This is a genomic window from Neosynechococcus sphagnicola sy1 (genome assembly GCF_000775285.1).
GTDB lineage: Bacteria > Cyanobacteriota > Cyanobacteriia > Neosynechococcales > Neosynechococcaceae > Neosynechococcus > Neosynechococcus sphagnicola.
The window spans coordinates 66,583-91,150 of record NZ_JJML01000007.1 but is presented as its reverse complement, the minus strand read 5'-3'; the positions used below and the strand labels follow the sequence as shown (position 1 = coordinate 91,150).

18 protein-coding genes and 1 pseudogene are annotated in these 24,568 nt (G+C 51.2%); 7 read left to right on the top strand and 12 right to left on the bottom strand.

What is annotated here, in order from left to right; translation table 11 throughout:
- Positions 1 to 1,767: an ATP-binding protein gene (locus tag DO97_RS03860; protein WP_052128347.1), complete on the top strand. Its 1,767-nt coding sequence runs from the start codon at positions 1 to 3 to the stop codon at positions 1,765 to 1,767.
- Here DO97_RS03860 and DO97_RS03855 read toward each other — a convergent pair.
- Positions 1,764 to 2,756, bottom strand: coding sequence for an RNA polymerase sigma factor, RpoD/SigA family (locus DO97_RS03855; protein ID WP_052128346.1), 993 nt, complete (start codon positions 2,754 to 2,756; stop codon positions 1,764 to 1,766). The genes DO97_RS03860 and DO97_RS03855 overlap by 4 nt on opposite strands.
- 623 nt (positions 2,757 to 3,379) lie before the next feature.
- Positions 3,380 to 4,459, bottom strand: a complete 1,080-nt coding sequence (gene fba / locus DO97_RS03850; protein WP_036531243.1) for a class II fructose-bisphosphate aldolase — start codon at positions 4,457 to 4,459, stop codon at positions 3,380 to 3,382.
- 464 nt (positions 4,460 to 4,923) lie between these two features.
- On the opposite strand from fba, the gene DO97_RS03845 reads away from it, so the two are divergent.
- The 3 genes from DO97_RS03845 (at position 4,924) to DO97_RS03835 (ending at position 9,152) form a co-directional block, all read left to right on the top strand.
- The gene (locus DO97_RS03845; RefSeq protein WP_036531242.1) at positions 4,924 to 6,984 is read left to right on the top strand and encodes an elongation factor G; all 2,061 of its coding nucleotides are present in this window, start codon (positions 4,924 to 4,926) and stop codon (positions 6,982 to 6,984) included.
- A 120-nt stretch (positions 6,985 to 7,104) separates the two neighbouring features.
- Positions 7,105 to 7,449, top strand: coding sequence for an NAD(P)H-quinone oxidoreductase subunit M (gene ndhM / locus DO97_RS03840; RefSeq protein WP_036531240.1), 345 nt, complete (start codon positions 7,105 to 7,107; stop codon positions 7,447 to 7,449).
- 56 nt (positions 7,450 to 7,505) lie between these two features.
- Entirely contained in the window at positions 7,506 to 9,152 is a 1,647-nt protein-coding gene (locus DO97_RS03835; RefSeq protein ID WP_081980607.1) for a SpoIID/LytB domain-containing protein, read from the top strand.
- A 71-nt stretch (positions 9,153 to 9,223) separates the two neighbouring features.
- Here the strand turns inward: DO97_RS03835 and DO97_RS03830 are convergent, their stop codons facing one another.
- On the bottom strand, positions 9,224 to 9,523 hold the full coding sequence (locus tag DO97_RS03830) for a ferredoxin (RefSeq protein ID WP_036531238.1): 300 nt from the start codon (positions 9,521 to 9,523) through the stop codon (positions 9,224 to 9,226).
- Positions 9,524 to 9,872: 349 nt separating this feature from the next.
- On the opposite strand from DO97_RS03830, the gene DO97_RS03825 reads away from it, so the two are divergent.
- A complete protein-coding gene (locus tag DO97_RS03825) occupies positions 9,873 to 10,904 on the top strand; it encodes a Gfo/Idh/MocA family protein (protein ID WP_081980606.1) in 1,032 nt (343 codons plus the stop codon).
- On the opposite strand, the gene DO97_RS03820 is transcribed toward DO97_RS03825, so the two are convergent.
- Together DO97_RS03820 and sixA are read right to left on the bottom strand one after the other, a co-directional pair.
- Positions 10,901 to 12,052: a citrate synthase gene (locus DO97_RS03820; protein WP_036531233.1), complete on the bottom strand. Its 1,152-nt coding sequence runs from the start codon at positions 12,050 to 12,052 to the stop codon at positions 10,901 to 10,903. The genes DO97_RS03825 and DO97_RS03820 overlap by 4 nt on opposite strands.
- 56 nt (positions 12,053 to 12,108) lie before the next feature.
- Positions 12,109 to 12,621, bottom strand: a complete 513-nt coding sequence (gene sixA, locus DO97_RS03815; protein WP_036531232.1) for a phosphohistidine phosphatase SixA — start codon at positions 12,619 to 12,621, stop codon at positions 12,109 to 12,111.
- 220 nt (positions 12,622 to 12,841) lie between these two features.
- Here sixA and DO97_RS03810 point away from each other — a divergent pair, with 220 nt between their 5' ends.
- Positions 12,842 to 13,924 (top strand): ATP-dependent 6-phosphofructokinase, encoded by a 1,083-nt coding sequence (locus DO97_RS03810; protein WP_036531230.1) that lies wholly within the window; start codon positions 12,842 to 12,844, stop codon positions 13,922 to 13,924.
- Positions 13,925 to 13,982: 58 nt separating this feature from the next.
- Here DO97_RS03810 and DO97_RS03805 read toward each other — a convergent pair whose 3' ends face one another.
- Together DO97_RS03805 and DO97_RS03800 are read right to left on the bottom strand one after the other, a co-directional pair.
- Positions 13,983 to 15,617 carry an alpha-D-glucose phosphate-specific phosphoglucomutase gene (locus tag DO97_RS03805; RefSeq protein ID WP_036531229.1) on the bottom strand — a complete coding sequence of 545 codons (1,635 nt, stop codon included), beginning with the start codon at positions 15,615 to 15,617 and terminating at the stop codon, positions 13,983 to 13,985.
- 809 nt (positions 15,618 to 16,426) lie between these two features.
- On the bottom strand, positions 16,427 to 16,987 hold the full coding sequence (locus DO97_RS03800) for a pentapeptide repeat-containing protein (protein WP_036531228.1): 561 nt from the start codon (positions 16,985 to 16,987) through the stop codon (positions 16,427 to 16,429).
- Positions 16,988 to 17,764: 777 nt separating this feature from the next.
- On the opposite strand from DO97_RS03800, the pseudogene leuS reads away from it, so the two are divergent.
- Positions 17,765 to 20,319, top strand: a pseudogene (gene leuS, locus DO97_RS30715) (leucine--tRNA ligase).
- A gap of 88 nt (positions 20,320 to 20,407) precedes the next feature.
- On the opposite strand, the gene DO97_RS03790 reads toward leuS, so the two are convergent.
- From DO97_RS03790 to DO97_RS03770, 5 genes are all read right to left on the bottom strand, one after another.
- Positions 20,408 to 21,610 (bottom strand): argininosuccinate synthase, encoded by a 1,203-nt coding sequence (locus tag DO97_RS03790; protein ID WP_036531349.1) that lies wholly within the window; start codon positions 21,608 to 21,610, stop codon positions 20,408 to 20,410.
- A gap of 265 nt (positions 21,611 to 21,875) precedes the next feature.
- Positions 21,876 to 22,193 carry a DUF3155 domain-containing protein gene (locus DO97_RS03785; RefSeq protein ID WP_036531227.1) on the bottom strand — a complete coding sequence of 106 codons (318 nt, stop codon included), beginning with the start codon at positions 22,191 to 22,193 and terminating at the stop codon, positions 21,876 to 21,878.
- A 461-nt stretch (positions 22,194 to 22,654) separates the two neighbouring features.
- Positions 22,655 to 22,900, bottom strand: coding sequence for a hypothetical protein (locus DO97_RS03780; RefSeq protein WP_162182935.1), 246 nt, complete (start codon positions 22,898 to 22,900; stop codon positions 22,655 to 22,657).
- Between the two features lie 303 nt (positions 22,901 to 23,203).
- Positions 23,204 to 23,413 carry a BON domain-containing protein gene (locus DO97_RS30040; RefSeq protein ID WP_081980605.1) on the bottom strand — a complete coding sequence of 70 codons (210 nt, stop codon included), beginning with the start codon at positions 23,411 to 23,413 and terminating at the stop codon, positions 23,204 to 23,206.
- A gap of 719 nt (positions 23,414 to 24,132) precedes the next feature.
- Entirely contained in the window at positions 24,133 to 24,549 is a 417-nt protein-coding gene (locus DO97_RS03770; protein WP_036531224.1) for a YggT family protein, read from the bottom strand.
- Positions 24,550 to 24,568 lie beyond the last annotated feature (19 nt).

Below are 24,568 nucleotides of genomic sequence, written 5' to 3'. Positions count from 1 at the left end.
ATGATCAAGCCTCCCCTACCCGACAATGAGCGACAACGACTGGCAGCCCTCTATCGCTATCAGGTACTAGATACCGAATCTGAAGGTGCCTTTGACGACCTCACCGCTCTGGCAGCCCATATTTGTCAAACACCGATAGCCTTGGTGAGTCTGCTGGATCCGGAGCGGCAATGGTTTAAATCAGCCTTTGGTCTGGCCGCACGGGAGACACCTCGGGACTTGGCGTTCTGCGCTCACGCCATTTTGGGGTCTGATCTATTTATTGTCAAAGACGCCCATGAGGATGAACGCTTTCAAGGAAATCCCCTCGTGACCCAAGAACCCCATGTCAATTTCTATGCGGGTGCGCCTTTAGTGACACCGGATGGCTTTCCCCTGGGAACCCTCTGTGTGATTGATCATGTGCCTCGAGAGCTGAATGCTGACCAGCTCAATGCCTTAAGGGCACTGAGTCGCCAAGTGATCAGTCAGATGGAACTACGGCTGCATCTCAGTCAGCTCAACGCTCTTAATGATCAGTTACAGGCAAATCAAATCCTCTTGCAGCAGTCCAAAGAGGCAGCTGAGAAAGCATCTATCAGCAAGTCCAGATTTCTGGCAACCATGAGCCATGAGATCCGCACCCCCATGAATGGCATTATCGGCACCGTTGGACTGTTGCTGGAAACCCCTCTGGATGCAGAACAACAGGAGTATGCAGAAACAATTCGGCTCAGCGCTGATAATTTATTGATTATTCTCAACGATATTTTAGATTACTCGAAAGTAGAGGCTGGCAAGCTAGAACTCGAAACCCGTCCCTTGATGCTCCACCACTGTGTACGTCAAGTCATGGATCTGTTAATGCCGGTGGCCAATCAAAAGCATTTGCAACTCCATGCTTATATTCATCCTGAGATTCCCCCCGTGATTGTGGGTGATCGGGTGCGGTTGCAACAGATTTTGATCAACTTGATGGGAAACGCCATTAAGTTCACCGCCCAGGGTTCGGTGACCCTGACGGTCTGTGTCCAGTCGCACCGCTCAGAAAGTGAAATTGAGCTGCAATTTGCTGTTCAAGACTCGGGGATTGGCATTCCCCCCGATCGCCTGCATCAGTTATTCCAGGCGTTTTCCCAGGTTGATGCTTCGATTACCCGTCGCTACGGTGGCACGGGGCTAGGGCTGGCAATTTGCGATCGCCTGACCCAACTCATGGGCGGAAAGATTTGGGCGGAGAGTACCGAGGGTCAAGGTTCCACCTTCTACTTTACGCTACGAGCCAAAATTGGCACCACAATCTCCCTGAGCGACCAACCATCGCCCCTGTTTACCCCCCTAGACCCCCAGCTAGCCAGCCGCATGCCCCTGCAACTGTTGCTCGCAGAAGACAATCCAGTCAACCAAAAAATCTTCCTCAAGGTTTTGGAGAAACTTGGCTATACTGCCGATGTCGCCATTAATGGCCTGGAAGTTCTGGAGAAACTGCACACCCAGAACTACGACCTGATCTTTATGGACATGCAGATGCCCGTCATGGATGGGGTGGAAACAACCCGACAGATTCGGCAGCAGTCCCGATATCGACACCAACCTCGGATTATTGCCATCACAGCTAGTGCTATGGAGGAAGACCGAGCCATGTGTCTCTCAGTTGGCATGGACGATTACCTCACCAAGCCAATTGTGTTACAGGCGGTTCAGGCTGCCCTACAACGATGGGGACAGCCCTCATCCTTACTGGATACCTCCAGTCCGCTCAACCCCTGTGCCTCGCCCCAACCCTAACTCGCCAAATATTCTCGGATATTGGCCTGATGACGACGCAGGTAATCGAGGGCTTGATGCTCCAGTTGTCGAACCCGTTCGCGGCTTAGTTGCAACCGCTCTCCCACCTTTGCTAGGGATAATTCATGTCCATCCTCTAGACCAAAGCGCAGGGTTAACACGTCCCGTTGCTGGGGGGAGAGTTCCGCCAATAGAGTCGCTAGATCCTGGCGGAGAGATTCCTGGATGGTATAGAGATCGGGGGAGGCGCTGTCGTCTTGGAGGAGTTCTTGCAGCTCGGTATCTTGGTTATCCCCGACCTTCAGATCAAGGGACACAGGCTGACGCGCCATGGTCAAATATTCACGAATTTGGGCGGGTTGTAAATCCAATGCTTGACCAATTTCTGCCGGTGTGGCACTCCGTCCCAGTTGTTGGGCCAGTTCTCGCTGTACCTTCTTGATCTTGTTTAGTTTCTCGGTGATGTGAATCGGTAACCGAATGGTGCGAGCTTGCTGGGCGATCGCCCGGGTAATGGCCTGACGAATCCACCAATAGGCATAGGTAGAGAACTTATAGCCACGGGTTGGATCAAACTTTTCGACCCCGCGTTCAAGTCCTAGAGTACCTTCTTGGATCAAATCCAGCAGTTCCAGATTCCGTTTCTGGTATTTCTTGGCAATGGAAACCACCAACCGCAGGTTGGCTTCAATCATTTTTTGCTTCGCTCGCTGACCCTGCTGCATCACCCGCTTGAGTTCAGCTTCACTCATAGCAGCCTGGGTCGCCCACTCCGATGGCGTTGGTTCCCGATCTAGCTTTAATGCCAAAGCAGTACGGGTATCTTGCAGCACAATCATGCGCTGTACCTGCTTACCAAAGAGAATTTCTTGCTCATGGGTCAGGAGGGGGACACGCCCAATTTCATGCAGATAGGTACGAACCATATCGGCATTGAATGTAGCTCGCGGTGCTGAAGGGGCAGATTTTGACACTTGGAATTTGGACATGGAATACAGTCGTCTCCGTAGACTCAATAGACTGAGAAACGCGAATACAGTCCTCCCCCAGAGGATTTGTACTATCAAGTTGAATGTGGGTAGACTCCCCTACCCTCAACGAACACTGATGGCCGGAGGCCGATCTCTGAACATCGCCTTAAATCTTGCGTTTCTAGTTAACCCTGAACCTGGCTGGAAATCTTGCTTTAATAGGATCACTCAAACATTGATGAGAGTGAGCTTGCGATTAATAGAGTCCTTATAATTCAAAATCATTATGAGTTCACCTATCTTTAGGGTAGTACCTTTGTAGACTTTCGTAAAGCATTAAAGGTTCAATGGATTAAGAAGAGCTTTCGGTCATCACCTTGGCGTCAACCTGGGGGGATGTCATTCATGCCTCCATCATGCCCCAGTTTCCTGGAAAGGGATGAGGTCGCTGTATAGGAGAAAACCGTACCATCATGGTTCGCAATCGAACCGCCACCGGGAGCTAATTGCCGCTGCAATAAAAAACCTGAGTAGCTTTGCACCACTCAGGTCATCAAAAACCACCTGTCCTCACGGATAGGTAGGATAGGGCAACGACCTACCCGGTCATCCCGGTGAAGCGCGCCCCAAGATTCAGGTTGCTATACACTCACAACTTTACGAGTGACCGCATTCAGTTCACCTTTCGCATACTTAGCAGCGAACTCTTCCATGGAGGCTTGCTTGATCTTGCTGGCATTGCCTGCGGTGCCAAATTGCTGATAGCGATCGGCACAAACTTTTTGCATGTACTTAATCGACGGCTTCAGGAAGTGGCGAGGATCAAACTCCTTCGGATTGGCAGCCAGAGCCTCACGCACCGCAGCTGTAATGGCTAAACGGTTATCGGTGTCGATATTTACCTTCCGTACTCCGCTCTTGATCCCCTTTTGAATTTCCTCAACGGGTACCCCATAGGTTTCAGGAATCGCGCCGCCATACTGATTGATCAGGGCAAGCAAATCTTCTGGGACGGAAGAGGAACCGTGCATAACCAAGTGGGTATTGGGCAGACGGCGGTGAATCTCTTCGATGCGGCTAATTGCCAGAATTTCACCCGTGGGCTTGCGGGTGAACTTGTAAGCACCGTGGCTAGTCCCAATGGCAACGGCCAAAGCATCTACTTGGGTTCGCTCGACAAAGTCAACTGCTTCATCGGGATCGGTGAGCAGCATCGAGTGATCGAGTTCGCCCTCAAAGCCGTGACCATCTTCAGCTTCGCCTTTCCCTGTTTCCAGCGAACCCAAACAACCGAGTTCACCTTCCACCGAAGCACCGATCGCATGGGCAACCTTCACCACTTCGGTAGTAACCGCAACGTTGTACTCGTAGCTAGCAGGGGTTTTGGCATCTGCTTGTAGGGATCCGTCCATCATCACACTGGTAAAACCATTCTTCATCGCTGTGTAGCAGGTGGCTGGCTCATTCCCGTGATCTTGGTGCATCACGATGGGGATTTGCGGGTAGGTTTCAATTGCAGCCAGGATCAGGTGACGGAGGAAATTTTCACCAGCATAGGAGCGGGCACCACGAGAAGCTTGCAGGATCACGGGGCTGTCCGTCTCTTGAGCAGCCTTCATAATGGCTTGAATCTGCTCCATGTTGTTGACGTTGAAGGCAGGGATGCCGTAACCATGTTCGGCTGCGTGATCAAGTAGCAGTCGCATTGGCACAAGCGCCATAGGGGTTCCTCCTGGTTGGTATGATTAGCGAATGTCAAGTCGTGACACGAGAATTCTTACGACAATCTTAAGATACTTTCTTCCCCAGCGGTGAATGGTAACGATCAACTTCCTGGTCAGCTCTTGCGATCGCAGCACGACCGAATGTACCTCACGTGTCACCAGGGATCCCATCTCTAGGCATCCTGGTTGACCCTAGGGCGTAAAAACCTGGGAGAACATCAACGCCAGGGATTGGGATCAGCAGGCGTATCCGTCCTTGCTTAATGTTTGGTAAAGCTTTCCTTAAGAGAAATGGTCATTTTCATTTCCTGGGATTAGCGGCAAGGTAAGTTCTCTGTTATACAGATTTCGTTCATCTGAGTGGCTCAGAAATTTGAGCTTCAACGTTATTTGCCAAGCCTTTGAGTTTGCTCAGGGAGATTTCTGAGTTGTACCTCTATTGATTGCCACAGGAGCAACCAATGAACGAAAAAGTTTTGTCGGGGGCGCGCAATGTGGCGATTGTCGGGCCTTATTTAAGTGGAAAGACAACACTCTTGGAGAGTTTATTGTTGATCACGGGGGTGATCTCCCGCAAAGGTCGGGTTCAAGATCGCAATACCGTTGGAGATGTTGCCACGGAAAGCCGCGATCGCCAGATGAGCGTTGAAGTTAACACGGCCAGTCTGGAGCATGAGGGGATACGCTTCACCTTTCTCGACTGTCCCGGCTCAATTGAATTTGCCCAGGAAACCTACAATGCCCTGATTGGTGTGGATGCGGCCATCGTCGTCTGTGAGCCAGATGCAAATCGGGTGTTAACCCTGGCTCCCCTGTTCAAGTTTCTGGACGACTGGGAAATCCCGCACCTGGTTTTTATCAACAAAATGGATCGGGTGAACGGCCTCTACATGGAGATTCTCCATGCCCTCAAAAGTGTTTCCTCCCGGCCTCTAGTGCCCCATCAATATCCGATAAGTGACGGCGATCGGGTCGTTGGGTTTATTGATCTGGTCACTGAGCAGGCTTATCACTATCATGCCGGTGCCCCTGCCGATCCGGTGCCATTTCCCGAGACCCTCAAGGCTCAAGAACAGGTGGCGCGGGCTGAACTGCTAGAAGGACTCGCCGAGTTTGACGATCATTTGCTGGAAGAGCTGTTGGAAGAATTGGCTCCCTCAACGGACGAGATCCTGCAAGATCTGAAGATGGAACTAGGAGCCGATCTGATTGTCCCTGTCTTCATTGGCTTGGCAGAGCAAGATTTTGGGGTACGTCCCCTCCTTTCTGCCTTATTACGAGAAGCCCCGGAACCCAGTACCACCGCAGAGCGACGGGGCATTATCCTCAATGATCAACTCCCCTTGGCACAGGTGCTCAAAAACTACACCACGCCTCAAGGGGGCAAGATCTCCCTGGTTCGGGTTTGGCAGGGCACCCTAGCGGATGGAGCCGTACTCAATGGGGTACGAGCCGCTGGACTCTACCGTCTGCTGGGGCAACAGTTACAGCCGATTGCCGCCGCAGTGGCGGGGGACATCGTTGCCCTCGGGCGACTGGAGGGGATGAAAACGGGGGACACCCTGTGTACCGATGCGGGCTGTGTCGAGCGGGTACGGGAGTTACCCAGAGCCGAACAACTGCGACCGATGTTTCCCCTGGCGATCGCCGCTGAGAAGCGCAGTGACGACGTCAAAATTAGTACTGCCCTAGGGAAACTGCTGGAGGAAGATCCCTCCCTTTACTGGCAGCAGCAGGGTGATACCCATGAAATTATTCTCTGGGGTCAGGGAGAAATTCATCTGCAAGTGGCCTTAGATCGGTTACGGCGTAAATATAACCTGGCAATGACAACCCATGTCCCCCAGGTTCCCTACAAAGAAACCATTCGCAAGCCTGCTACGGTTCATGGACGGTACAAACACCAAACCGGCGGACATGGCCAGTTTGGGGATGTCTATTTAGAGATTAAGCCCTTAGTGCGGGGGGGTGGTTTCAGCTTCCACGAAACCATTGTGGGCGGTGTAGTGCCCCGGCAGTATATTCCAGGGGTAGAGATGGGAGTCCGGGAATATCTGGAGCATGGTCCCCTCGGGTTTCCGGTGGTGGATGTGGCGGTCACCCTCACCAATGGTTCCTACCACAACGTCGATAGTTCGGAACAGGCATTTAAGCAGGCGGCGCGGATTGCCATGCAAGAAGGAATGGGTCAATGTGAGCCTATCCTCCTGGAACCCATCTCCCAGGTTGCAATCTCCATCCCTACGGACTATACCGCCAAGGTCTTGCGATTACTCAGTGGGCGGCGCGGCCAAATTCTGGGATACGATGGCAAGTCCGACTGGTCAGGTTGGGATCAGGTCTCTGCCTATCTCCCCCAGGCGGAGATGCAGGATCTAATTGTAGAGTTACGATCACTGACCCTGGGAGTTGGCTTTTTTGATTGGCAGTATCACCATCTTCAGGAAGTACCTGAGAAGCTGGTTGAGCGGGTGTTAGCAACCCTGGAGAATGGCAATAGCCAGAAAAGTACCCATAGGTAAGTCCAATTCCAGCCAGCAGCGATCGCGAAGAGGAAACCGCTAAACTTCTGAGTTCTGGCAGCATGATCTAACCTTGCAGCCCTTACAATAGGGGCTAGCGCCACCCCTTCCTACTGATTTATGTTGCTGAAATCCACCACTCGCCATATTCGGATCTTTACCGCAGAAGTCATCAACGATGAGTTGGTTCCCAATCACAGTGTTTTGACCCTGGATATTGACCCTGACAATGAATTCCTCTGGAGTTCTGAGGCATTGCAACAGGTCTATCGTCAGTTCGATGCCTTGGTTGCTAATTACCAGGGTGCTGACTTGACCGAATATAATCTGCGACGGATTGGCTCTGATCTAGAGCATTTTGTGCGATCTCTGCTGCAAAAGGGTGAAATCAGCTACAACCTCAATAGCCGGGTGGTCAATTACAGCATGGGAATTCCCCGTTTAGAAACCGCCAGTGAGCGTTAGTTGTGACCTGTCCCTCCCTGAGTTGTTACTGCCCACGAGATTTCCTGTCATTGTCCATGATCGGGGCGATCTCAGGTTTGGTGGGTCTCTCGTCCTTGATATCCATCCCTGGACAACCAGGACTGGCTGCCCCCAGACCCGATGTGGAATTAAAGATTGGCGTAGTGCAGCGCTTTGGGACCCAATCCAGTGATACTTTGGTGCTGAAAGCGCCGCCGGGAGATCGCCTGACCTTACAGTTTTCCAACCAAGACAAGCTCCAAACCCTGACCACGAACCAGGTGAAGCTAGAAATTGAAATGCAGCCTCTGCCCTTACCTGTGCTGGAAGAGCGGCTGGTGCTGAGTTCCCATCGCAGCTTTGAAAGTGCTGAAGACAGTGCCAATCGCTGGCGATCGCGGGGCATTGAGGTGGAAATTGCCCAACCAGGGCGCTGGCAGGTATGGGCCAAGCGAGAGGTATACAATACCCCACTGCTTCGCCGCCTGTTGCTGCAAAGTTTACAAGCTCAGGGTAATACCCTGGCCTATCTGGATAGCAAGCTGCTGAAGCAGGTGCCACGGGTGGCTTGGGTGGCCGGAAACTTCCGCTATCGCCGGGATCAGTTGGATATCCGAGCTGGGAAAGGCCAGATTCAGGTCAAAGCCGTAACCAAAGCCCCTACTGAACACCTCTATGTCGGGGGTTTAAAGCTTCAACCCAATGCCTACGGCACCTATACCCTGGTCAATCGGGTGCCCCTGGAAATCTATCTAAGGGGAGTGGTACCCCACGAAATTGGCTATGAGGCTCCCCAATCTGCGATTGAAGCCCAGGCTGTTTTAGCCCGCACCTATGCCCTGCGGAATCTCCGGCGGTTTGAGATCGATCAGTACCAACTCTGTGCCGATACCCAGTGTCAGGTCTATGAGGGACTGCTGGGAACCTCGGCTCGGGCAGACCGGGCGATCGCCATCACCCGTGGACAAGTCTTGGCTTATGGTAACGAGCTAGTGGATGCCCTCTACTCCTCCACCAGCGGTGGAGTCACTGCTCCGTTTAGCAATGTTTGGAATGGCCCCGATCGCCCCTATCTCAAAGCCGTGATCGATGCCCCTCGTCCCGTTTGGGATCTATCCCGCCAGAGTTTATCCCAGGAGGGTAATTTCCGCACCTTCATCAGCCGTCGTCAGGGTTTTAACGAAGTCGGGTGGCGCACCTTTCGCTGGCAAGTCGAGAGCAGTCTTACTGCCCTGACCCAGGAACTCAAAGCGTATCTCCAACAGAATCAGCGGCCATTGAGTACCTTCAAAACCATCCAGGCGATCGCCGTTGTGGAACGGGGGGCATCGGGACGGGTACAAAAACTGGCAGTTACCACCGACTTAGGGGTCGTCTCTCTAGAAAAAGATGAAATTATTCAGGCCTTTGAAGCTCCCAACAGCTTGCTTTTCTATCTAGAACCCCTCCGGGGGGCAGATAAGACACTTCAGGGCTATGCCTTTGTGGGTGGAGGGCTGGGGCACGGTGTTGGCCTTAGTCAGGCAGGGTCCTATAACTTGGGACGGTTGGGGTGGTCTTATCGGCGCATTCTCAGTTTCTACTTCCCTGGAACAACACTGCAACCTATTAGCCCTACCCTTACCTTTTGGCATCCTCCGGATCAGGCTGGGAGCGCTTCCCTGGCGCAACCCCTACCCTCCGTCAGTCCATCCATTCCGTGAGTTGTAACACCAAAACAGGTGCGCTATGAAAACGCACCTGATAGAAGGGTCATTCAAAACGAATTAGCCGTTTAGTACAACTCTTCTTCTTGGTGAGTCACGATCGAACAGTCAGAGGTGGGGTAGGCCACACAGGTCAGCACAAACCCAGCTTCAATTTGGTCATCATCAAGGAAAGATTGGTCAGATTGATCAACAGTTCCTTCCTTCAGCTTGCCAGCACAGGTAGAACAGGCACCAGCACGACAGGAGTAAGGTAGGTCTAGTCCCTGCTCTTCAGCAGCGTCAAGAATATATTGATCGTCTGGGACTTCGATGGTGGTATCTAGTCCTTCGGCCTCGTTGATTAATCTGACCTTATAAGTCGCCATAAGGTTCCTCTCTAAATGTGAAACGGCAGTGTTCAACTATGGACATTTAATCAGGAGCGGGGTCAGCCTGAAGGTTTCTTGGTTTCATTCAGCTTATTGCTCCATAAAATATCTAGCACCCATTCGGTGGATAATTTGAACGGGATTCGTAATGGAATTCTCTAATTCCATCTTGATTACTTATACTTATAGGATTGTTCAGATCACATTCCCCTGGAACGATTGGGTTCAGAAGCTGTCATGATCTGGGATAGCACCTCGTTTGCAGCCCTAGGTGTCCCCGACACAGTTGCCGTAAGAGTGTTCCAAAACACCTCCTCTAAATCTTGCAATTCCATCCATCAGGCAAATGAATCATTGTGCAGACATGGGAATCAAGCTGCCACTCCGGGTGGGCTTGGTCGGGACGGGCTATGCCGCAAAACTGCGCGCAGATGCCCTGCAATCCGATCCCCGCTGGCAATTACTCGCGGTCGTGGGTTATACCCCCACCAAGACCCAGGAATTTGCCAAAATCTACCAAGCTGAAGTCTTGAGTTCCTGGGTTGAGTTAGTCCATCGTCCCGATCTGGATTTAGTGATCATCGCCACCATCAACCGGGATCATGGGGCGATCGCCCAGGCCGCACTACTCGCGGGGAAACACGTAGTAGTGGAGTATCCCTTAGCCTTAAATTTTCGAGAAGCCGAGAAACTCGTCACCCTTGCTACCACCCAGAAGCGATTGCTGCATGTGGAACATATTGAACTTCTGGGTGGGGTTCACCAAGCCTTGCAGGCTGCCCTGCCCCAGGTCGGGAGTGCATTTTATGCGCGTTATGCCACCATCACGCCTCAGCATCCCGCTCCCCAGCGCTGGACCTACCAGCCCGATCTGTTTGGGTTTCCCCTGGTAGGAGCCCTCTCGCGGGTACACCGATTGACAGATGTGTTTGGTGCCGTGGAAACGGTGACGGCTCAAGCACGGCTGTGGCCAGGGGACGAACCTTACTATGCTTCCTGTATCTGTAATGCCCAATTGCGATTTCAGAGCGGTCTCTTGGCTGAGGTCAGCTATGGAAAGGGAGAGCATTTTGGGTCAGGGGAGCGTACCCTGACGGTGCATGGCGACCAGGGCAGTTTAATCTTTGCCGGGGATGAGGGGCGTCTGATGCAAGGAGACTCCAGCCAGCCATTAACCGTGGGTAGCCGTCGGGGACTGTTTGCCAAGGACACTCAGATGGTGTTGGCCCACCTCTTGGAAGGGGAACCCCTCTATGTCGCACCCGCAGCGAGTCTCTATGCCCTCCAAGTGGCAGATGCTGCCCGTCGCTCTGTGGAGACAGGGCAGCGGATCTCCTTGGAAAACAGCCCGACCCCTGGAGTCAGCCCGGTTCTCTAAAGGCTGGCAGTCAAACGCTCTGCCATGGGTGTGTAAGCAACATTGTGTTGACCGGTATAAATTTGAGTCGGTCGGAAGATGCGATTTTGCTCAATCTGTTCTTTCCAGTGCGCCAGCCAGCCAGCAACACGGGCGATCGCAAACACGGGGGTAAACAGATCCGTCGGAATCCCGAGCTTCCGATAGACCAAGCCAGAATAGTAGTCCACATTGGGATAAATACCTCGATGTCCCAACTCTTCGGCAACCACATTTTCAAGTTCTACGGCAATGTCGTAGTACTGATCCCGGCCAAATTTTTCAAATAGTTGCTCGGCTAGACCTTGCAAGATAATGGCTCGGGGATCTTTGACCTTGTAAACTCGATGTCCAAATCCCATGATCTTGGCTTTACTTTGGAGGCGTTGCTGCAAAAAGGGGCGGACATTTTCCACTGACCCAATTTCTTCCAGCATGGCAATCACTTCTTCGTTGGCTCCTCCATGGAGGGGGCCCCCAAGGGTGCCGACGGCGGAGGCAATGATGGCGTAGGGATCGGTCAAGGTTGAGGCCGTCACCATGGCCGAGAAGGTAGAGGCATTGATGGTGTGTTCAGCATGGAGGGTGAGGCAGACATCAAAAATCCGAGCTGCCAAAGGATCGGGTTTCTGCTCACTCAGCATGTAAAGACAGTTATCGGCATAGCCTAGATCATCCCGGGGTTGCACCGGATCATTCCCCTTGCGCATCAACTGGAACGCTGCCACCATCGTCGGAATCTTGGCAAGCAGCCGTACCACTGCGGCCCGAATATAAGCTGGGTTCTCTAAATCCCGTCGGGAGTAAAACAGACCCAAGGCTGCGGCAGATGCTTGGAGGGCATCCATGGGGTGACCACTTTCGGGAAAGCACTTCATCATGTCCCGAATGCGGTATTTGATGCGTCGGTGGAAGCGAATTTCATGCTCGAATTCATCCAATTCTTCCTGGGTCGGCAATACCCCCCAAATCAACAAATAGGCGGTTTCTAAAAAATTACTTTTAGCAGCCAGTTCTTCGATGCTAATGCCTCGATATTCCAGGATGCCTTGTTTCCCATCGACAAAACTGATGCTAGATTGAGTCGCTGGTACCCCTTCGAGACCTGGTTTATAAGCGTCGGCAGACATGGCTGGTGGCTAGAAAATGGTGGGTTTGCTCTCCAGCTAACTTACCAGAAAAACCCTTAGAGTAACAGCTTCGGGGGCGTGAGCCAGAAAATCTGACAATTACTAAGGAGATTGCCAGCTTCCGGCAGGAATAGACCGATTACTCCAGCTTTCTTCAACAGAATCGACCCACTGCTGGTGCCCCATACCAACATTTCCGCCCAGTGACTGAGGTTGGGTTGATGCCCCACCAGGGCCAGTTTGCGCGGATTAGGGGAAGGATTTCCCTCGCGCCACTGCTCAAACCAATCGAGCCAGGGAGCGATCGCCCCCTCTGGAGCCAGTAAGGGGGTAGTTTCCATCTGAGGACTCAGTCCTACTGCTTTCAAGATGGTGGCAGTTTGCTGAGCCCGGATCAGGGGACTGGTGAGAATCAGGTCAAACTGCAGGCCGAGATCTTTTAAGCGTTGAGCAACCAGGCGAGTTTTGTGCTGACCCTCCCCGGTCAAAGGCCGCTCTTCATCCCGGGAATAGGTTCCCCACGTTCCAGCTAAGCCGTGGCGAATCAGGTATAATTCCGACGTTGCCATAGGTGTCTCCATCGATTCAGCCCAGTTCATGGGGGGCTGTTAGCTCCAGATTACGCCGTGCATTAGATTCAGCAATTTATATCAACATAGATTTCATTCTATTGAGGTTTGTTTTCTCTAATACATATTTCCAAATGCCCTCCCATAATTCGCTACAATTCCCTTTCGGTCTCAGTGACAAACAGACTGGCTGGGGCAGGCAAAGGATCGTAGAGGATCTATGGGTAAGCGGAAGCGGATTGGGATTTTGACCAGTGGGGGAGACTGTGCGGGGTTGAATGCTGCGATTCGAGCCGTGGTCTACCGAGCCGTGGGCACCTATGGGTGGGAAGTGATCGGGATTCGTCAAGCCACCCATGGGTTAATGTCCCATCCTCCCCAAGTGACCGATTTAGGAATTGAGAAGGTAGATGCTCTGTTAACTGCTGGCGGCACGGTTCTAGGTACCACCAATAAGGGCAACCCCTTTGCCTTTCCCATGCCCGATGGTACCGTCTGCGATCGCACCCAGGACATTATTGACGGTTATTACCAACTGCACCTCGACGCTGTGATTGGCATTGGCGGGGATGGCAGCATGGCAATTCTCCGCAAGCTGGCACAACACGGGGGCTGGAATCTCGTTGGAATTCCTAAAACCATTGATAACGATGTTGGCATTACCGAGCACTCCATCGGATTTGATACGGCAGTAAATACGGCGACCGAAGCCTTGGATCGGTTGCACTTTACGGCGGCAAGTCATTCACGGGTGATGATTCTGGAGGTGATGGGGCGGGATGCTGGACACATTGCGATTTCCGCTGGCATTGCCGGGGGAGCCGATGTGATCTTGATTCCCGAAATTCCCTATACCGTTGCTAATATTTGTCGCAAGCTGGAGGAACGGCAGTCCCAGGGGAAGAATTATTCCCTGGTGATTGTCTCTGAGGCCGTGCGCACCGAAGCGGGGGAAGTGGTTTCCATTACCAATCGCCTGGGGCAGTGTCGTCTGGGTGGCATTGGCGACTATCTGGCCGATCGCATCTGCGATTGCAGTGGCGCTGAAACCCGGGTGACAGTTCTTGGCCATGTGCAGCGGGGTGGTACCCCTTCCCCCCTGGATCGCCTGGTGGCAGCTGCTTTTGGGGTTGCGGCGGTGGACTTGATCGCAGAAGAGAAATACGACCACATGGTGACCTGGCAAAACCGCCAGGTGGTGAGTGTTCCCATTGCCGCTGCGATCGCCCACTATCAGGCTGTCAATCCAGAAGGCACCCTGGTGAAAACCGCCCGAGGGTTGGGAATTTATCTGGGGGATTGAGAGAGGATTGAGGATCATGGCCGCCCCAATCCTGCACTCAGGCTTCAGAGGAGCTGCCTCAAGTAATCACGGTGGGTTGCGCCATGCCCGTGAGGGTACGAATCTGACCCAGTTGATCGGCAATCCCGATCAGGTCAGCTAGCGCTACTTGAGGCTCCAGCTGTTGCTTGACCACCGTTGATTCATAGCTTTCCAGATACACTCGCAGGGTTGCTCCCTGGGTGCCCGTGCCCGACAGGCGGAAGACAATGCGAGACCCATCGGTAAATCCCACCCGCACTCCCTGTTGGTTGCTGATACTGTGATCCACGGGGTCAGTATAGCTGAAGTCATCGCCATACTCGACCTCGTAGGATTGATACCGCTGACCTTTAAGGGTGGGGACTAACTGCCGTAACTGGGTAATCAGGGTCTGGGCGCGATCGCTATGCACCCCTTCGTAGTCGTGGCGAGCGTAGTAATGGCGTCCGTAAATTTGCCAGTGTTCTCGGACAATCTGTTCCACGGACTGTTGCCGTACCGCCAGAATATTCAGCCAGAACAACACAGCCCAAAGGCCATCTTTTTCTCGGATATGGTTAGAGCCAGTACCAAAGCTTTCCTCTCCACAGAGGGTGGCCTTCCCCGCATCCAGAAGATTGCCGAAGAATTTCCACCCCGTTGGGGTTTCGTAGCAGTCAATTCCCAAGGCCGCCGCTACCCGATCCGCTGCCTGACTGGTGGGCATCGAACGGGCAATCCCCGCTAATCCATCGTGGTAAGCCGGTACTAACTTGGCATTGGCCGCCAGGATTGCCAGACTATCGCTGGGGGTGACAAAAAACTGACGCCCTAAAATCATGTTGCGATCGCCATCGCCATCGGAGGCGGCACCAAAATCAGGGGCATCTTTGCCAAACATGACCTCAACCAAATCATGGGCATAGACCAAGTTAGGATCAGGATGGCCGCCCCCAAAATCCTCCAGGGGAGTGCCATTACAGACCGTTCCCAGGGGAGCACCCAAGCGGTCTTCAAACAAACGATGGGCATAGGAGCCTGTAACCGCATGCAGGGAATCCATACACATCCGGAAGCGGCTATTGATAAGTAATTGCTGTATCTTCTCAAAGTCAAACAGCGACTCCATCAACTGGGCATAATCCGTGACCGTATCAATGACCTCCACATCAAGGACACCCAACTGCACTGTGCCCAATCGATCCAGGTCAATATCGTTGGCTTCTAAGATTTTGTAGCTGGTAATCCCCCGACTGCGGGCATATATCGCCTCCGTCACCTTTTCGGGGGCAGGGCCACCATTGCCAATGTTATATTTGATGCCAAAATCTCCCTTCGGGCCACCCGGATTGTGACTGGCTGAGAGGACAATGCCGCCAAATGCCTGATACTTACGAATCACACAGGATACGGCAGGGGTGGAGAGAATTCCGCCTTGACCGACAAGTACTCGGCCCCAGCCGTTAGCAGCAGCCATTTTGAGAATAATTTGAGTGGCTTGACGATTGTAGTACCGTCCATCACCTCCCAAAACCAGGGTATGACCTTGGTAGCCCTCCAGCGTGTCAAAGATAGACTGGACAAAATTTTCCAAATAGTGAAGCTGTTGAAACACAGAGACTTGCTTCCGCAGTCCAGAAGTGCCGGGCTTTTGGTCGCAGAAAGGCTGAGTTGTAACAATCCGAATGTTCATAAGAGCAAGAAGGTTGCAAGTCCAGTCAATTGAGGCTCTCATGATCCTACAACTTGGACTTGTCACTCTTGAGGATTCTTGGCAGGGTCGATACAAAGGTAATTGATCATTGAGGAACTACCGCAGCGAATTAAACCTTTTCCATTTCTGGACATTCCAGGTCTGGACATGATTGAGCTTCGACTTAGCCCTGCCAAAGTGCGACTCACAGGGTTCGGATCAAGTCCTGCCTGACATTTGCGGAGCGGTACTATCTGATTCCCCGCAAATCTCGGCACAATCAAGGGTGTCAACATGTGAACTACCCGACAGTGTAGAGCATAGCCTGCGGCAGGCTATGCCAACGCTCCGCCAAAGGCGTATGCGATGTAATACAGCTCGGGCTTCCCAATGCATCGGGAATTGCCTTTGGAACTCCGTAATTCCATTGGTCTTACATTCCCTCCAAGGGCAGGAATCCTTCCAAGACCCATATTTCCCCTTGCAACCTGTACCTATTAGCTTGGTTTTCGCTGATGACATTGAGGGTCAAGATGCCCTAAAAACTGCCAATTAAGATCAAAAGTGTAAAAAGACAAAATAGCCCCAACCCTAAAGCTAAGATTAATCCATAGGGGGCATGGTTAATTTTGTCGAGATACTGATTCACTTTCTTGTCATTTTCTTCGGGGTGCCAAATCATAGGTTTCATATTAAGTACCTCACGGATTTTTGAGATGTATGGGTGAACGGTGATTAGATCACTCGTGATACATGCTCATTGATCAGAAGCTGATTGATCAGAATTTGTAAATTGGGCTGCAGGTGATTCAGCAATGGCTGCCCCACGTCACCCAACTATGGGAGATTCTTAGGGAGGTGGTTTCCAAGACCTTTGGCTGACTCAGTCCTGTCGTTCCTAAATCGACCCCTGTCAGGTTGACCCCTGTGAGATCGACGCCTGTGAGATCAACGCCCTCTAAGTTGGCACCTTCCAGGATTGCTCCACTCAAATTGGCCCCACTCAAATCAGCATGACGCAAATTCGCACCGCGCAAGTCTGCGGTACTCAGGTTTGCACTTCGTAGATCTGCATGACTCAAATCTGCCCCAACCAGGCTGGCGCTGAGTAAATCAGCGCCAATCAGATTCAGATCACGCAGGTTTGCGCCACTGAGGTCGGCTCGACTTAAATCTGCATTGGTCAAATTCGCTCGACTAAAGTCAATTCGACTCAAATTCGCAGCGGTTAAATCTGCCCCACTCAAGTCTGCTTGGCTAAAGCTTGACCCACTGAGGTTTGTCTGACTGAGGTCGGCTTCATGTAGACAAATTCCCTGGAAATTTCGCTCTCCCGACTTATAGAGTTTGAGGAATTGCTGAGCGTCCATAGTTAGTATCCCCTGTTTATAAGTGCAAGCTACTGACTCAAAAGATGAAAAATTGGGTGCAAAAAATCAGGATACTTATCCTGTTTGCCCGACCTCAACTGCCTCACCTCAATAGCTGGTAACCTGCGTCAGCAATGTTGGCATCAACTGCTCTCATTGGGTTATTGACCCAATGCCACACTCCTCCATTTCAGTCTGACGCTAGCTTTACCTTCCCTAGCTACTTGATGTGTAGAGAAACCCCAGCGATGGCAGCGATCGCCCAAGAAGGGAAGAAAAGCAAATCCTTATCATTGTCAGCCTGTTTATCTATTATCCTGTAATTTTCATCCCAGGTGCCGTTCGTTAATAAAGAGATAAGTAAACAAGTTATCACTGAAACCAAAATGAGATTAACTCAGCGGAATTATTGACTTTTTTCTCAATTATCCTTGGGATAATAAGCTAATCGGCATTCATTTTGCCAAGCTGATCACTTTGCTGGGAGGGTTTCACGCCTATTGATCTGTGGCTTGGATGCGCACCAGCTTACTCCCTCTTTACACCCAAAAATCTTATTCTTCGAAATTTTAGTTTAGGCTGTCACCTGAAACCTTAAAAGCAGGATGCTGATTTGTGAATTCTCCCCCTGTGGATTTTGCCTGCTGCCCGATCCAAGGTTTCTACCTGGAAGTTACTCCCCAGCTTGGTGATTGAATTGGGTTTGTGTGAAAAGCGAGCCTGCTGCCCAGCGATTAAAATATTGAGACAGACGCAGTTCCAGCAGGAGTTCTTTTTGTGGAGTCCCGTTATCAGCCCCAGGCAATTGAGGAAAAATGGCAACAGGTTTGGGCAGAGCTAGGAGTCGATCGGACACCAGAAGATGCTGCTAAACCTAAATTCTATGCCCTGTCAATGTTTCCCTACCCCTCTGGGAACCTACACATGGGGCATGTCCGCAACTACACAATTACCGATGTGATTGCCAGGGTGCGGCGGATGCAGGGGTACCGGGTGCTGCACCCAATGGGTTGGGATGCCTTTGGGCTGCCCGCAGAAAATGCAGCGATTGACCGGGGAATCCCACCTGCTAAATGGACTTACCAAAACATTGCCCAGATGCGCTTGGAACTACAGCGACTGGGACTTTCCTACGACTGGAGTCGAGAAGTTGCCACCTGTGCCCCCGACTACTACCGATGGACACAGTGGATCTTTTTGCAGGTTTTTTCAGGCAGGGCTGGCCTATCAAAAAGAAGCTGCGGTGAACTGGGATCCCATTGATCAAACCGTCCTGGCCAACGAACAGGTAGACAGTGCTGGCCTTTCCTGGCGTTCAGGAGCCAAGGTCGAGCGCAAACTGCTACGCCAATGGTTCCTGAAAATTACCGACTATGCCGAGCAGTTATTGAGCGATCTCGATAAGCTCACGGGCTGGCCGGAGCGGGTGAGACTGATGCAGGCCAATTGGATTGGCAAATCTGTGGGAGCCTATCTGGAATTCCCCATTGTGGGGATGGACAACAAGGTGGCTGTCTTTACTACCCGTCCCGACACGGTCTATGGGGTCACCTACCTGGTGTTAGCCCCCGAACATCCCCTCACCCTGAAGGTGACGATGCCGGAGCATCGGGAAGCTGTCAAGTCGTTTATCCAAGAAGTTACAGGACAGAGTGAACTAGAACGTACCGCTGATGATCAGCCGAAGCGGGGGATTCCGACCGGGGCTGCGGTGGTCAATCCCTTTACGGGAGATGCTCTGCCTGTCTGGATTGCCAACTATGTGATCTATGAATACGGTACGGGGGCTGTGATGGGGGTTCCAGCTCACGATGCCCGAGATTTTGTCTTTGCCCACCAGTATCATTTACCGATCAAAACGGTAATTGTTCCCGAGGGGGGCAATGCCGCCGCAACCTTAACCGCCGCCTATGTTGAACCGGGTATGTTGGTGAATTCAGGTGAATTTGATGGCATGGCATCTCAAGTAGCCAAACAGGGGATTATCCAGAAGGCTGAGGCCGGGGGGTATGGCAAAGCAAGGGTGCAGTATCGTCTGCGAGATTGGTTGATTTCCCGCCAACGGTATTCGGGGGGCACCGATTCCCGTGATCCATTGCCCTGTCTGCGGGATTGTGCCGGTACCTGAAGCTGATTTACCCGTGGTGCTGCCTGATGCTGTTGACCTGTCGGGTCGAGGTCCTTCTCCCCTGGGGAAGTTGGCATCTTGGGTCAAGGTACCCTGTCCCTGCTGCGGGATCTCTGCCCAGCGGGAGACGGATACGATGGATACGTTTATTGATTCATCGTGGTATTTTTTACGCTACCCGGATGCCAAGAATAGCCAGGAGGTTTTTGACTCGACGCAGACGAACAACTGGATGCCTGTCGATCAGTATGTGGGGGGGCATTGAACATGCCATTCTCCATTTGCTGTATTCGCGATTTTTTACCAAGGTGCTGCGCGATCGCGGCCTATTGAACTTTGATGAACCGTTTCTGCGGTTGCTCACCCAGGGCATGGTTCAGGGTAAAACCTATCTCAACCCTAGGACGGGACGCTGGATTCCCTCAGCCCAAGTCGATGTAGCTCACCCGAAGGATCCGGAGACGGGGGAAGCCCTAGAAGTTTCCTACAAAACCATGTCGAAGTCCAAGCACAACGGCGTTGCCCCCAACAGGTAATTGAGAAGTACGGCGCGGATACGGCGCGGATGTTTATTCTGTTCAAAGCCCCGCCGGAGAAGGATCTAGAGTGGGATGAGGCTGATGTGGAGGGGCAATTCCGCTTCTTAAATCGAGTTTGGCGGATGGTGGCTGAGTTTACCCCCCCGCCCTCCAAGCCCTCCGCCTCCCCTCTAAGCCCAGGGGAGCAAGCCCTGCGCCGTGCCATTCACACCGCTATCAAGGCCGTTTCTGAAGATTTAGAGGGAGACTATCAGTTCAACACCGCTGTCTCTGAATTGATGAAACTCAGCAATGCACTGGCGGATGCCGATTGTAAGCGATCGCAGGTGTTCACCGAGGGAATGCAGACGCTGTTAATATTGATGGCTCCCTTTGCCCCCCATATCACCGAAGAACTCTGGCACAGCCTGGGACATACCGAATCAATTCACTCGCAAAGCTGGCCGATTCTTGATCCCGCCGCCTTGGTTGCTGATGAAATTACCTTGGTGATCCAGGTTTTGGGTAAAACCAGAGGTACCCTTCAGGTGCCCGCTAATGCCGATCGTGAAGCACTGGAACGCTATGCTCGGGAATCGGAAGCGGCTCAGCGCCACATTGCCGGAAAAGAGATCAAGAAGGTAATTGTGGTACCTGGAAAATTGGTGAACTTCGTGGTTGGCTAGTAATCTCGTTTCGCTGGAGGGAGAAACGAGAGGGAGACGACGACACCCCTCTCCCTCCAGCTAAGGTAGCTAGCAGCCTCAGGGAGGGCTAACCCCGGCGTTTCTGTGACCAGACTCGTGTGGGCAAGCCCCAGACGTAGATAAAGCCCTCAGCGGCCTTATGATCAAATTGATCTTCGGCTCCGTAGGTGGCCAGATCCGGGGTGTAAAGGGAGTACTCAGACGTTCGCCCCACAATGGTTGCATTACCCTTAAACAGCTTCACCCGCACTGTCCCAGAAACGTGTTCCTGGGTTTTTTGGATAAAGCTGTCAAGGGCTGCTTTCAGCGGGCTATACCAGAGACCGTTGTAGATCATTTGGGAATAGGTCTCTTCGATGCCCCGCTTGTAATGCGTTACATCCGCCGTCAGGGTGAGACTTTCTAAGTCCCGATGGGCTTGAATCAACACCAGCAGTGCTGGGGTTTCGTAGATTTCCCGCGACTTAATCCCGACGAGGCGGTTCTCGATCATGTCAATGCGACCGACGCCGTGATTGCCTACAACCTCGTTGAGTTGCTGGATCAGCGTCACAGGAGCTAGGGTTTCACCGTTAAGGCGGGTGGGGATACCCTGTTCAAAGCTAATTTCTACATAGGCCGGTTGGTCGGGTGTATCGGCGATCGCCTTTGTGAGGGCGTAGATCTCTTCTGGTGGTTCTGTATTGGGATCTTCTAAGGGGCCGGCCTCAATGCTCCGTCCCAAGAGATTCCGGTCAATACTGTAGGGTGAGGACTTTTTTACAGGGGAGGCAATGCCGTAGCGTTCCCCATAGGCAATGGTTTCCTCCCGACTCATACCCCACTCACGGGCAGGGGCTAGAACTTTTAAATCTGGGTTCAAGGCGGTAATCGAGACATCAAACCGTACCTGATCATTCCCCTTGCCAGTGCAGCCGTGGGCTACGGCATCGGCCCCGTACTCAGCAGCGGCTTCAACTAAGAGCTTGGCAATCAAGGGTCGGGCAAGTGCCGTCGAGAGGGGGTAGCGATTTTCGTAGAGGGCATTCGCCTGAATTGCCGGAAAGGCGTAGTCCGTGACAAAACTTGCAGTTGCGTTTGCCACGAGGGACTGCTCTGCCCCAGATTTGAGCGCTTTTTCCCGGACTGGTTCTAATTCTTCGCCCTGCCCCAGATCAGCAGCCAGGGTAATGACTTCTTTGACGCCCCACTCATGCTTGAGGTAGGGAATGCAGACGGAGGTATCAACTCCCCCGGAATATGCCAGCACAACTCTGTTGGCGCGACCCATGCGTTTTTGCGTTATTTGAGACAACTGACTTTTTATTATCAGCTAATGGATGACAATTCTGTTCAGGAGGTACAGGGTTGCCACTGAAAAAGAGGGGCATCGATAACGACACCCCTCTCTAAGAACCAAAAATAGATGCTTTAAGCGAATAATTTTACCGACCTCTCCTCACCAACCACTGGCAGTACAACTGAAAAGATCCTTAGACATCCCGGAGGACGAGATAGGGATAAATTTTTGATCTAGGTAGAGGTATTTAGGCAATTTAGCGACTGTGAGTAGCCATCACAAAACATTCCTCTTCTTCCTCTGACGTTCTCAGGCTAGGAAATAGAAAATGGTTTTCTTCGACATACTGAGCACCAAATAACCCCTTCTCTGCCCAAAAATAGCGATCAGTGGTGTGCTCATTCCGTCTCACTAACAGGAGAGCAGGGGGAAGAATGCCTTCAGCTTGAATAAACTTTCGAGCTGCCGTGACCGGCTTATCTTCACCACTTTCGATACTATACTGAGGCACTTGTTCAAGAATTCTGCGCCCTTCTTGACGACGACGGCTTTTACGTTTACGTCTTCTTGCCAAACTTTTTACCTCCTTTCCTAGCGACTGAATGTAGTGGTAGTTACAAAAACCGTCGCAAGTATATCCAGTTGGGCTCAAAAATTCAACTTCTTTTAACTCATTGATACAATTACTGGATGCCTTAACAGGAAAGGGTTAAGACCCTCATGGCATCCAAATAAGCAGGAAAATTAATAGATTATTTTTGATAAATCTTAATTTTTCATAAAATTCAGGACTGAGGAGTGGCTTTGGGTCATTCCCTAGTCAGGCTCCCTGGTTCCCTTGAGAATAAATGACTCAAAATTCCCTGTAGTAGCGGGTGTGGTCAGCGGCTACCCTGGGACAAACGGTAGCGGATGGGCTGATCCAATCGATGTAAACAGGCAATTTAGCTGGTTTCGCCAGTTAGAGAGTATAGCGGAATGTAACAATTTTCCCGAGTCGCTCATAATTCTCGCCGTCGATCTTCTCTACCACCTTCATGACTTGATGGCAATCACTTTAGACCCCATGTTGATGAAACCATGACTGGAGAAGTTTCCAGTGTTGGGCATGGCTCGGTAGGCAGGAATTACCCCGTCCGCAACCGAGATCTGGACAGCACCTGCTATGAGTTCGTGTAAATCAGTACGGATGACATTGACGGAAATGGGATGCACTGCTAAGGCAAAACCCCTTGCCAGCGTGACAGTGGTGAAAAAACTGCGCCGCGTAAATGTTTTCATCTGGAGGATGGGGTTGAGGTGCTGCGGGTCTGACACTCAACAAAACCTAGGGCGATCTTGAATACTGACCTAAGATCGCTAATTTTAGACGCAAGTTTTAGGGAAAGCAGTCAATCATGCCTTCAGGAGTTACGCTCTGGCAATGAACCTTTCCACAATTCCCCCATCAACAAAATCCCCCTAAAGCAAGGGGAGCAGAGATCGAAATATGTTCAGCTGAACGGGAGATTTTGACGCTTAATAATGTCAGGATATTTCAGGTTACAGAATGATTCATCGCTTGATTCATTAATGCCTAATAAACTACTGTACAGTTGCTGTCATCTCAACTTTTTTAACCCCCTGAATTGTTCTCAACAATGGCTGAATCTCCTGAAATTGCTCCTGTGACGTAGCAGTTCCTGATACTGTCACGTCCCCATTTTTCACCTCGACCTGTAATTGATTGTTAGGAAATTTGGTTTGAAACTGCTTCACGATTTCATTTTTAAGATTGCTATCGGTTCTACTCAGATTAGGACTGGTTTCACTGCTATTAGGGGGGGTAAAGTACTATAGATCTTGGAACCGATGTGCCAGAATTCTGAGAGAGCGGCTTAGCAGGGCTAACACTTCTAGGCTTAGTGGACGAATTGGATGCAGCAGGCTGAGTAATGTTTACCGTTGATCCAGTTGACTGAGCTTGGGGTACCGGTACGATGGTGACCACGGGTTGCTCAACGATCCGGACTTGCTGAGGAGGAGGACTAGGGGATTGAGTACTGTCATTTGCTGGCACATTCATGACAGTTAATGACTGTGGATTGTTCAGCTGAGTCAAAAAGTAAATGGTTCCCGCACTTAGACCTAGTACACAGGTAACAATTACACCAATCAGTACTCCTTTAGATATGTTTTTGTCAGCACGATCTACTCGCGCATCTTGGGTTCTTTCCTCTGCCAATTGACCATCAGCATACCCATTTTCATAGGGATGGATATTTCCTTGAGAGTCCTTGTACTCTGTGTAAATATTTCCTTGAGAGTCTTTATACTCTGTGTGGATATTCCCTTGAGTATCTTTATACTGTCTATGGATGACCCGAGTGGATTGTTCGCGATCTCTTGCGTTCATAATTTTCTTTTCTCTCGATTAATGGTATCTACTTTTTAAGTATGGCATCTGAGTGCGTGAAATCAAGTATATTAAAGGGTTTGAACATTGTCTGAGTTGTATAAGTTTTGGTAGGAATTTAAGGTTCGTGATAGAAGATGAATCTCACCAGCGAAACAACCAAATAGCATAAGAGAGCATAAGCTAATATTGCAATCACAATGTTGATATCAAATACATTTGCTGCACCAGCTGAGGTGGGACTAACAAACAAGGTAGAAAATGGAGCAATAAAAGGTGCAGATAGATGATTGATCAACTGAGCAAACTCATTTTGGGGGTTAGCGCCAAATAAACGCAGCATAAACCTCAATAAAAGTAGTATTTCTAGCATCCCTGACAGCCAATAAATACTATTAGTTATCCAAATAAAAGTATTACCGCGTCTAGCAGATTCCAGGCGTTTCTCCTCTTGATGAAGTCGAAAGGCTTCTTCATCATGTCGCAGTTCTTGTCGCCGCTCAAGATTGGTTTCATCATTCTGATCGTGACTCATTATTAGACCTCAGAATCAA

What these genes read in the sequence shown, in the direction of transcription:
- DO97_RS03805 (WP_036531229.1), bottom strand. Translation starts at nt 15,617, where the DNA reads ATGAACATTCGGATTGTTACAACTCAGCCTTTCTGCGACCAAAAGCCC.
- DO97_RS03780 (WP_162182935.1), bottom strand. Translation starts at nt 22,900, where the DNA reads ATGAAAACATTTACGCGGCGCAGTTTTTTCACCACTGTCACGCTGGCA.
- DO97_RS03790 (WP_036531349.1), bottom strand. Translation starts at nt 21,610, where the DNA reads ATGGGTCGCGCCAACAGAGTTGTGCTGGCATATTCCGGGGGAGTTGAT.
- fba (WP_036531243.1), bottom strand. Translation starts at nt 4,459, where the DNA reads ATGGCGCTTGTGCCAATGCGACTGCTACTTGATCACGCAGCCGAACAT.
- DO97_RS03825 (WP_081980606.1), top strand. Translation starts at nt 9,873, where the DNA reads ATGAATCATTGTGCAGACATGGGAATCAAGCTGCCACTCCGGGTGGGC.
- DO97_RS03860 (WP_052128347.1), top strand. Translation starts at nt 1, where the DNA reads ATGATCAAGCCTCCCCTACCCGACAATGAGCGACAACGACTGGCAGCC.
- DO97_RS03855 (WP_052128346.1), bottom strand. Translation starts at nt 2,756, where the DNA reads ATGTCCAAATTCCAAGTGTCAAAATCTGCCCCTTCAGCACCGCGAGCT.
- DO97_RS03820 (WP_036531233.1), bottom strand. Translation starts at nt 12,052, where the DNA reads ATGTCTGCCGACGCTTATAAACCAGGTCTCGAAGGGGTACCAGCGACT.
- DO97_RS03810 (WP_036531230.1), top strand. Translation starts at nt 12,842, where the DNA reads ATGGGTAAGCGGAAGCGGATTGGGATTTTGACCAGTGGGGGAGACTGT.
- sixA (WP_036531232.1), bottom strand. Translation starts at nt 12,621, where the DNA reads ATGGCAACGTCGGAATTATACCTGATTCGCCACGGCTTAGCTGGAACG.
- DO97_RS03800 (WP_036531228.1), bottom strand. Translation starts at nt 16,987, where the DNA reads ATGGACGCTCAGCAATTCCTCAAACTCTATAAGTCGGGAGAGCGAAAT.
- DO97_RS03770 (WP_036531224.1), bottom strand. Translation starts at nt 24,549, where the DNA reads ATGAGTCACGATCAGAATGATGAAACCAATCTTGAGCGGCGACAAGAA.
- DO97_RS03835 (WP_081980607.1), top strand. Translation starts at nt 7,506, where the DNA reads ATGATCGGGGCGATCTCAGGTTTGGTGGGTCTCTCGTCCTTGATATCC.
- DO97_RS03845 (WP_036531242.1), top strand. Translation starts at nt 4,924, where the DNA reads ATGAACGAAAAAGTTTTGTCGGGGGCGCGCAATGTGGCGATTGTCGGG.
- ndhM (WP_036531240.1), top strand. Translation starts at nt 7,105, where the DNA reads ATGTTGCTGAAATCCACCACTCGCCATATTCGGATCTTTACCGCAGAA.
- DO97_RS03830 (WP_036531238.1), bottom strand. Translation starts at nt 9,523, where the DNA reads ATGGCGACTTATAAGGTCAGATTAATCAACGAGGCCGAAGGACTAGAT.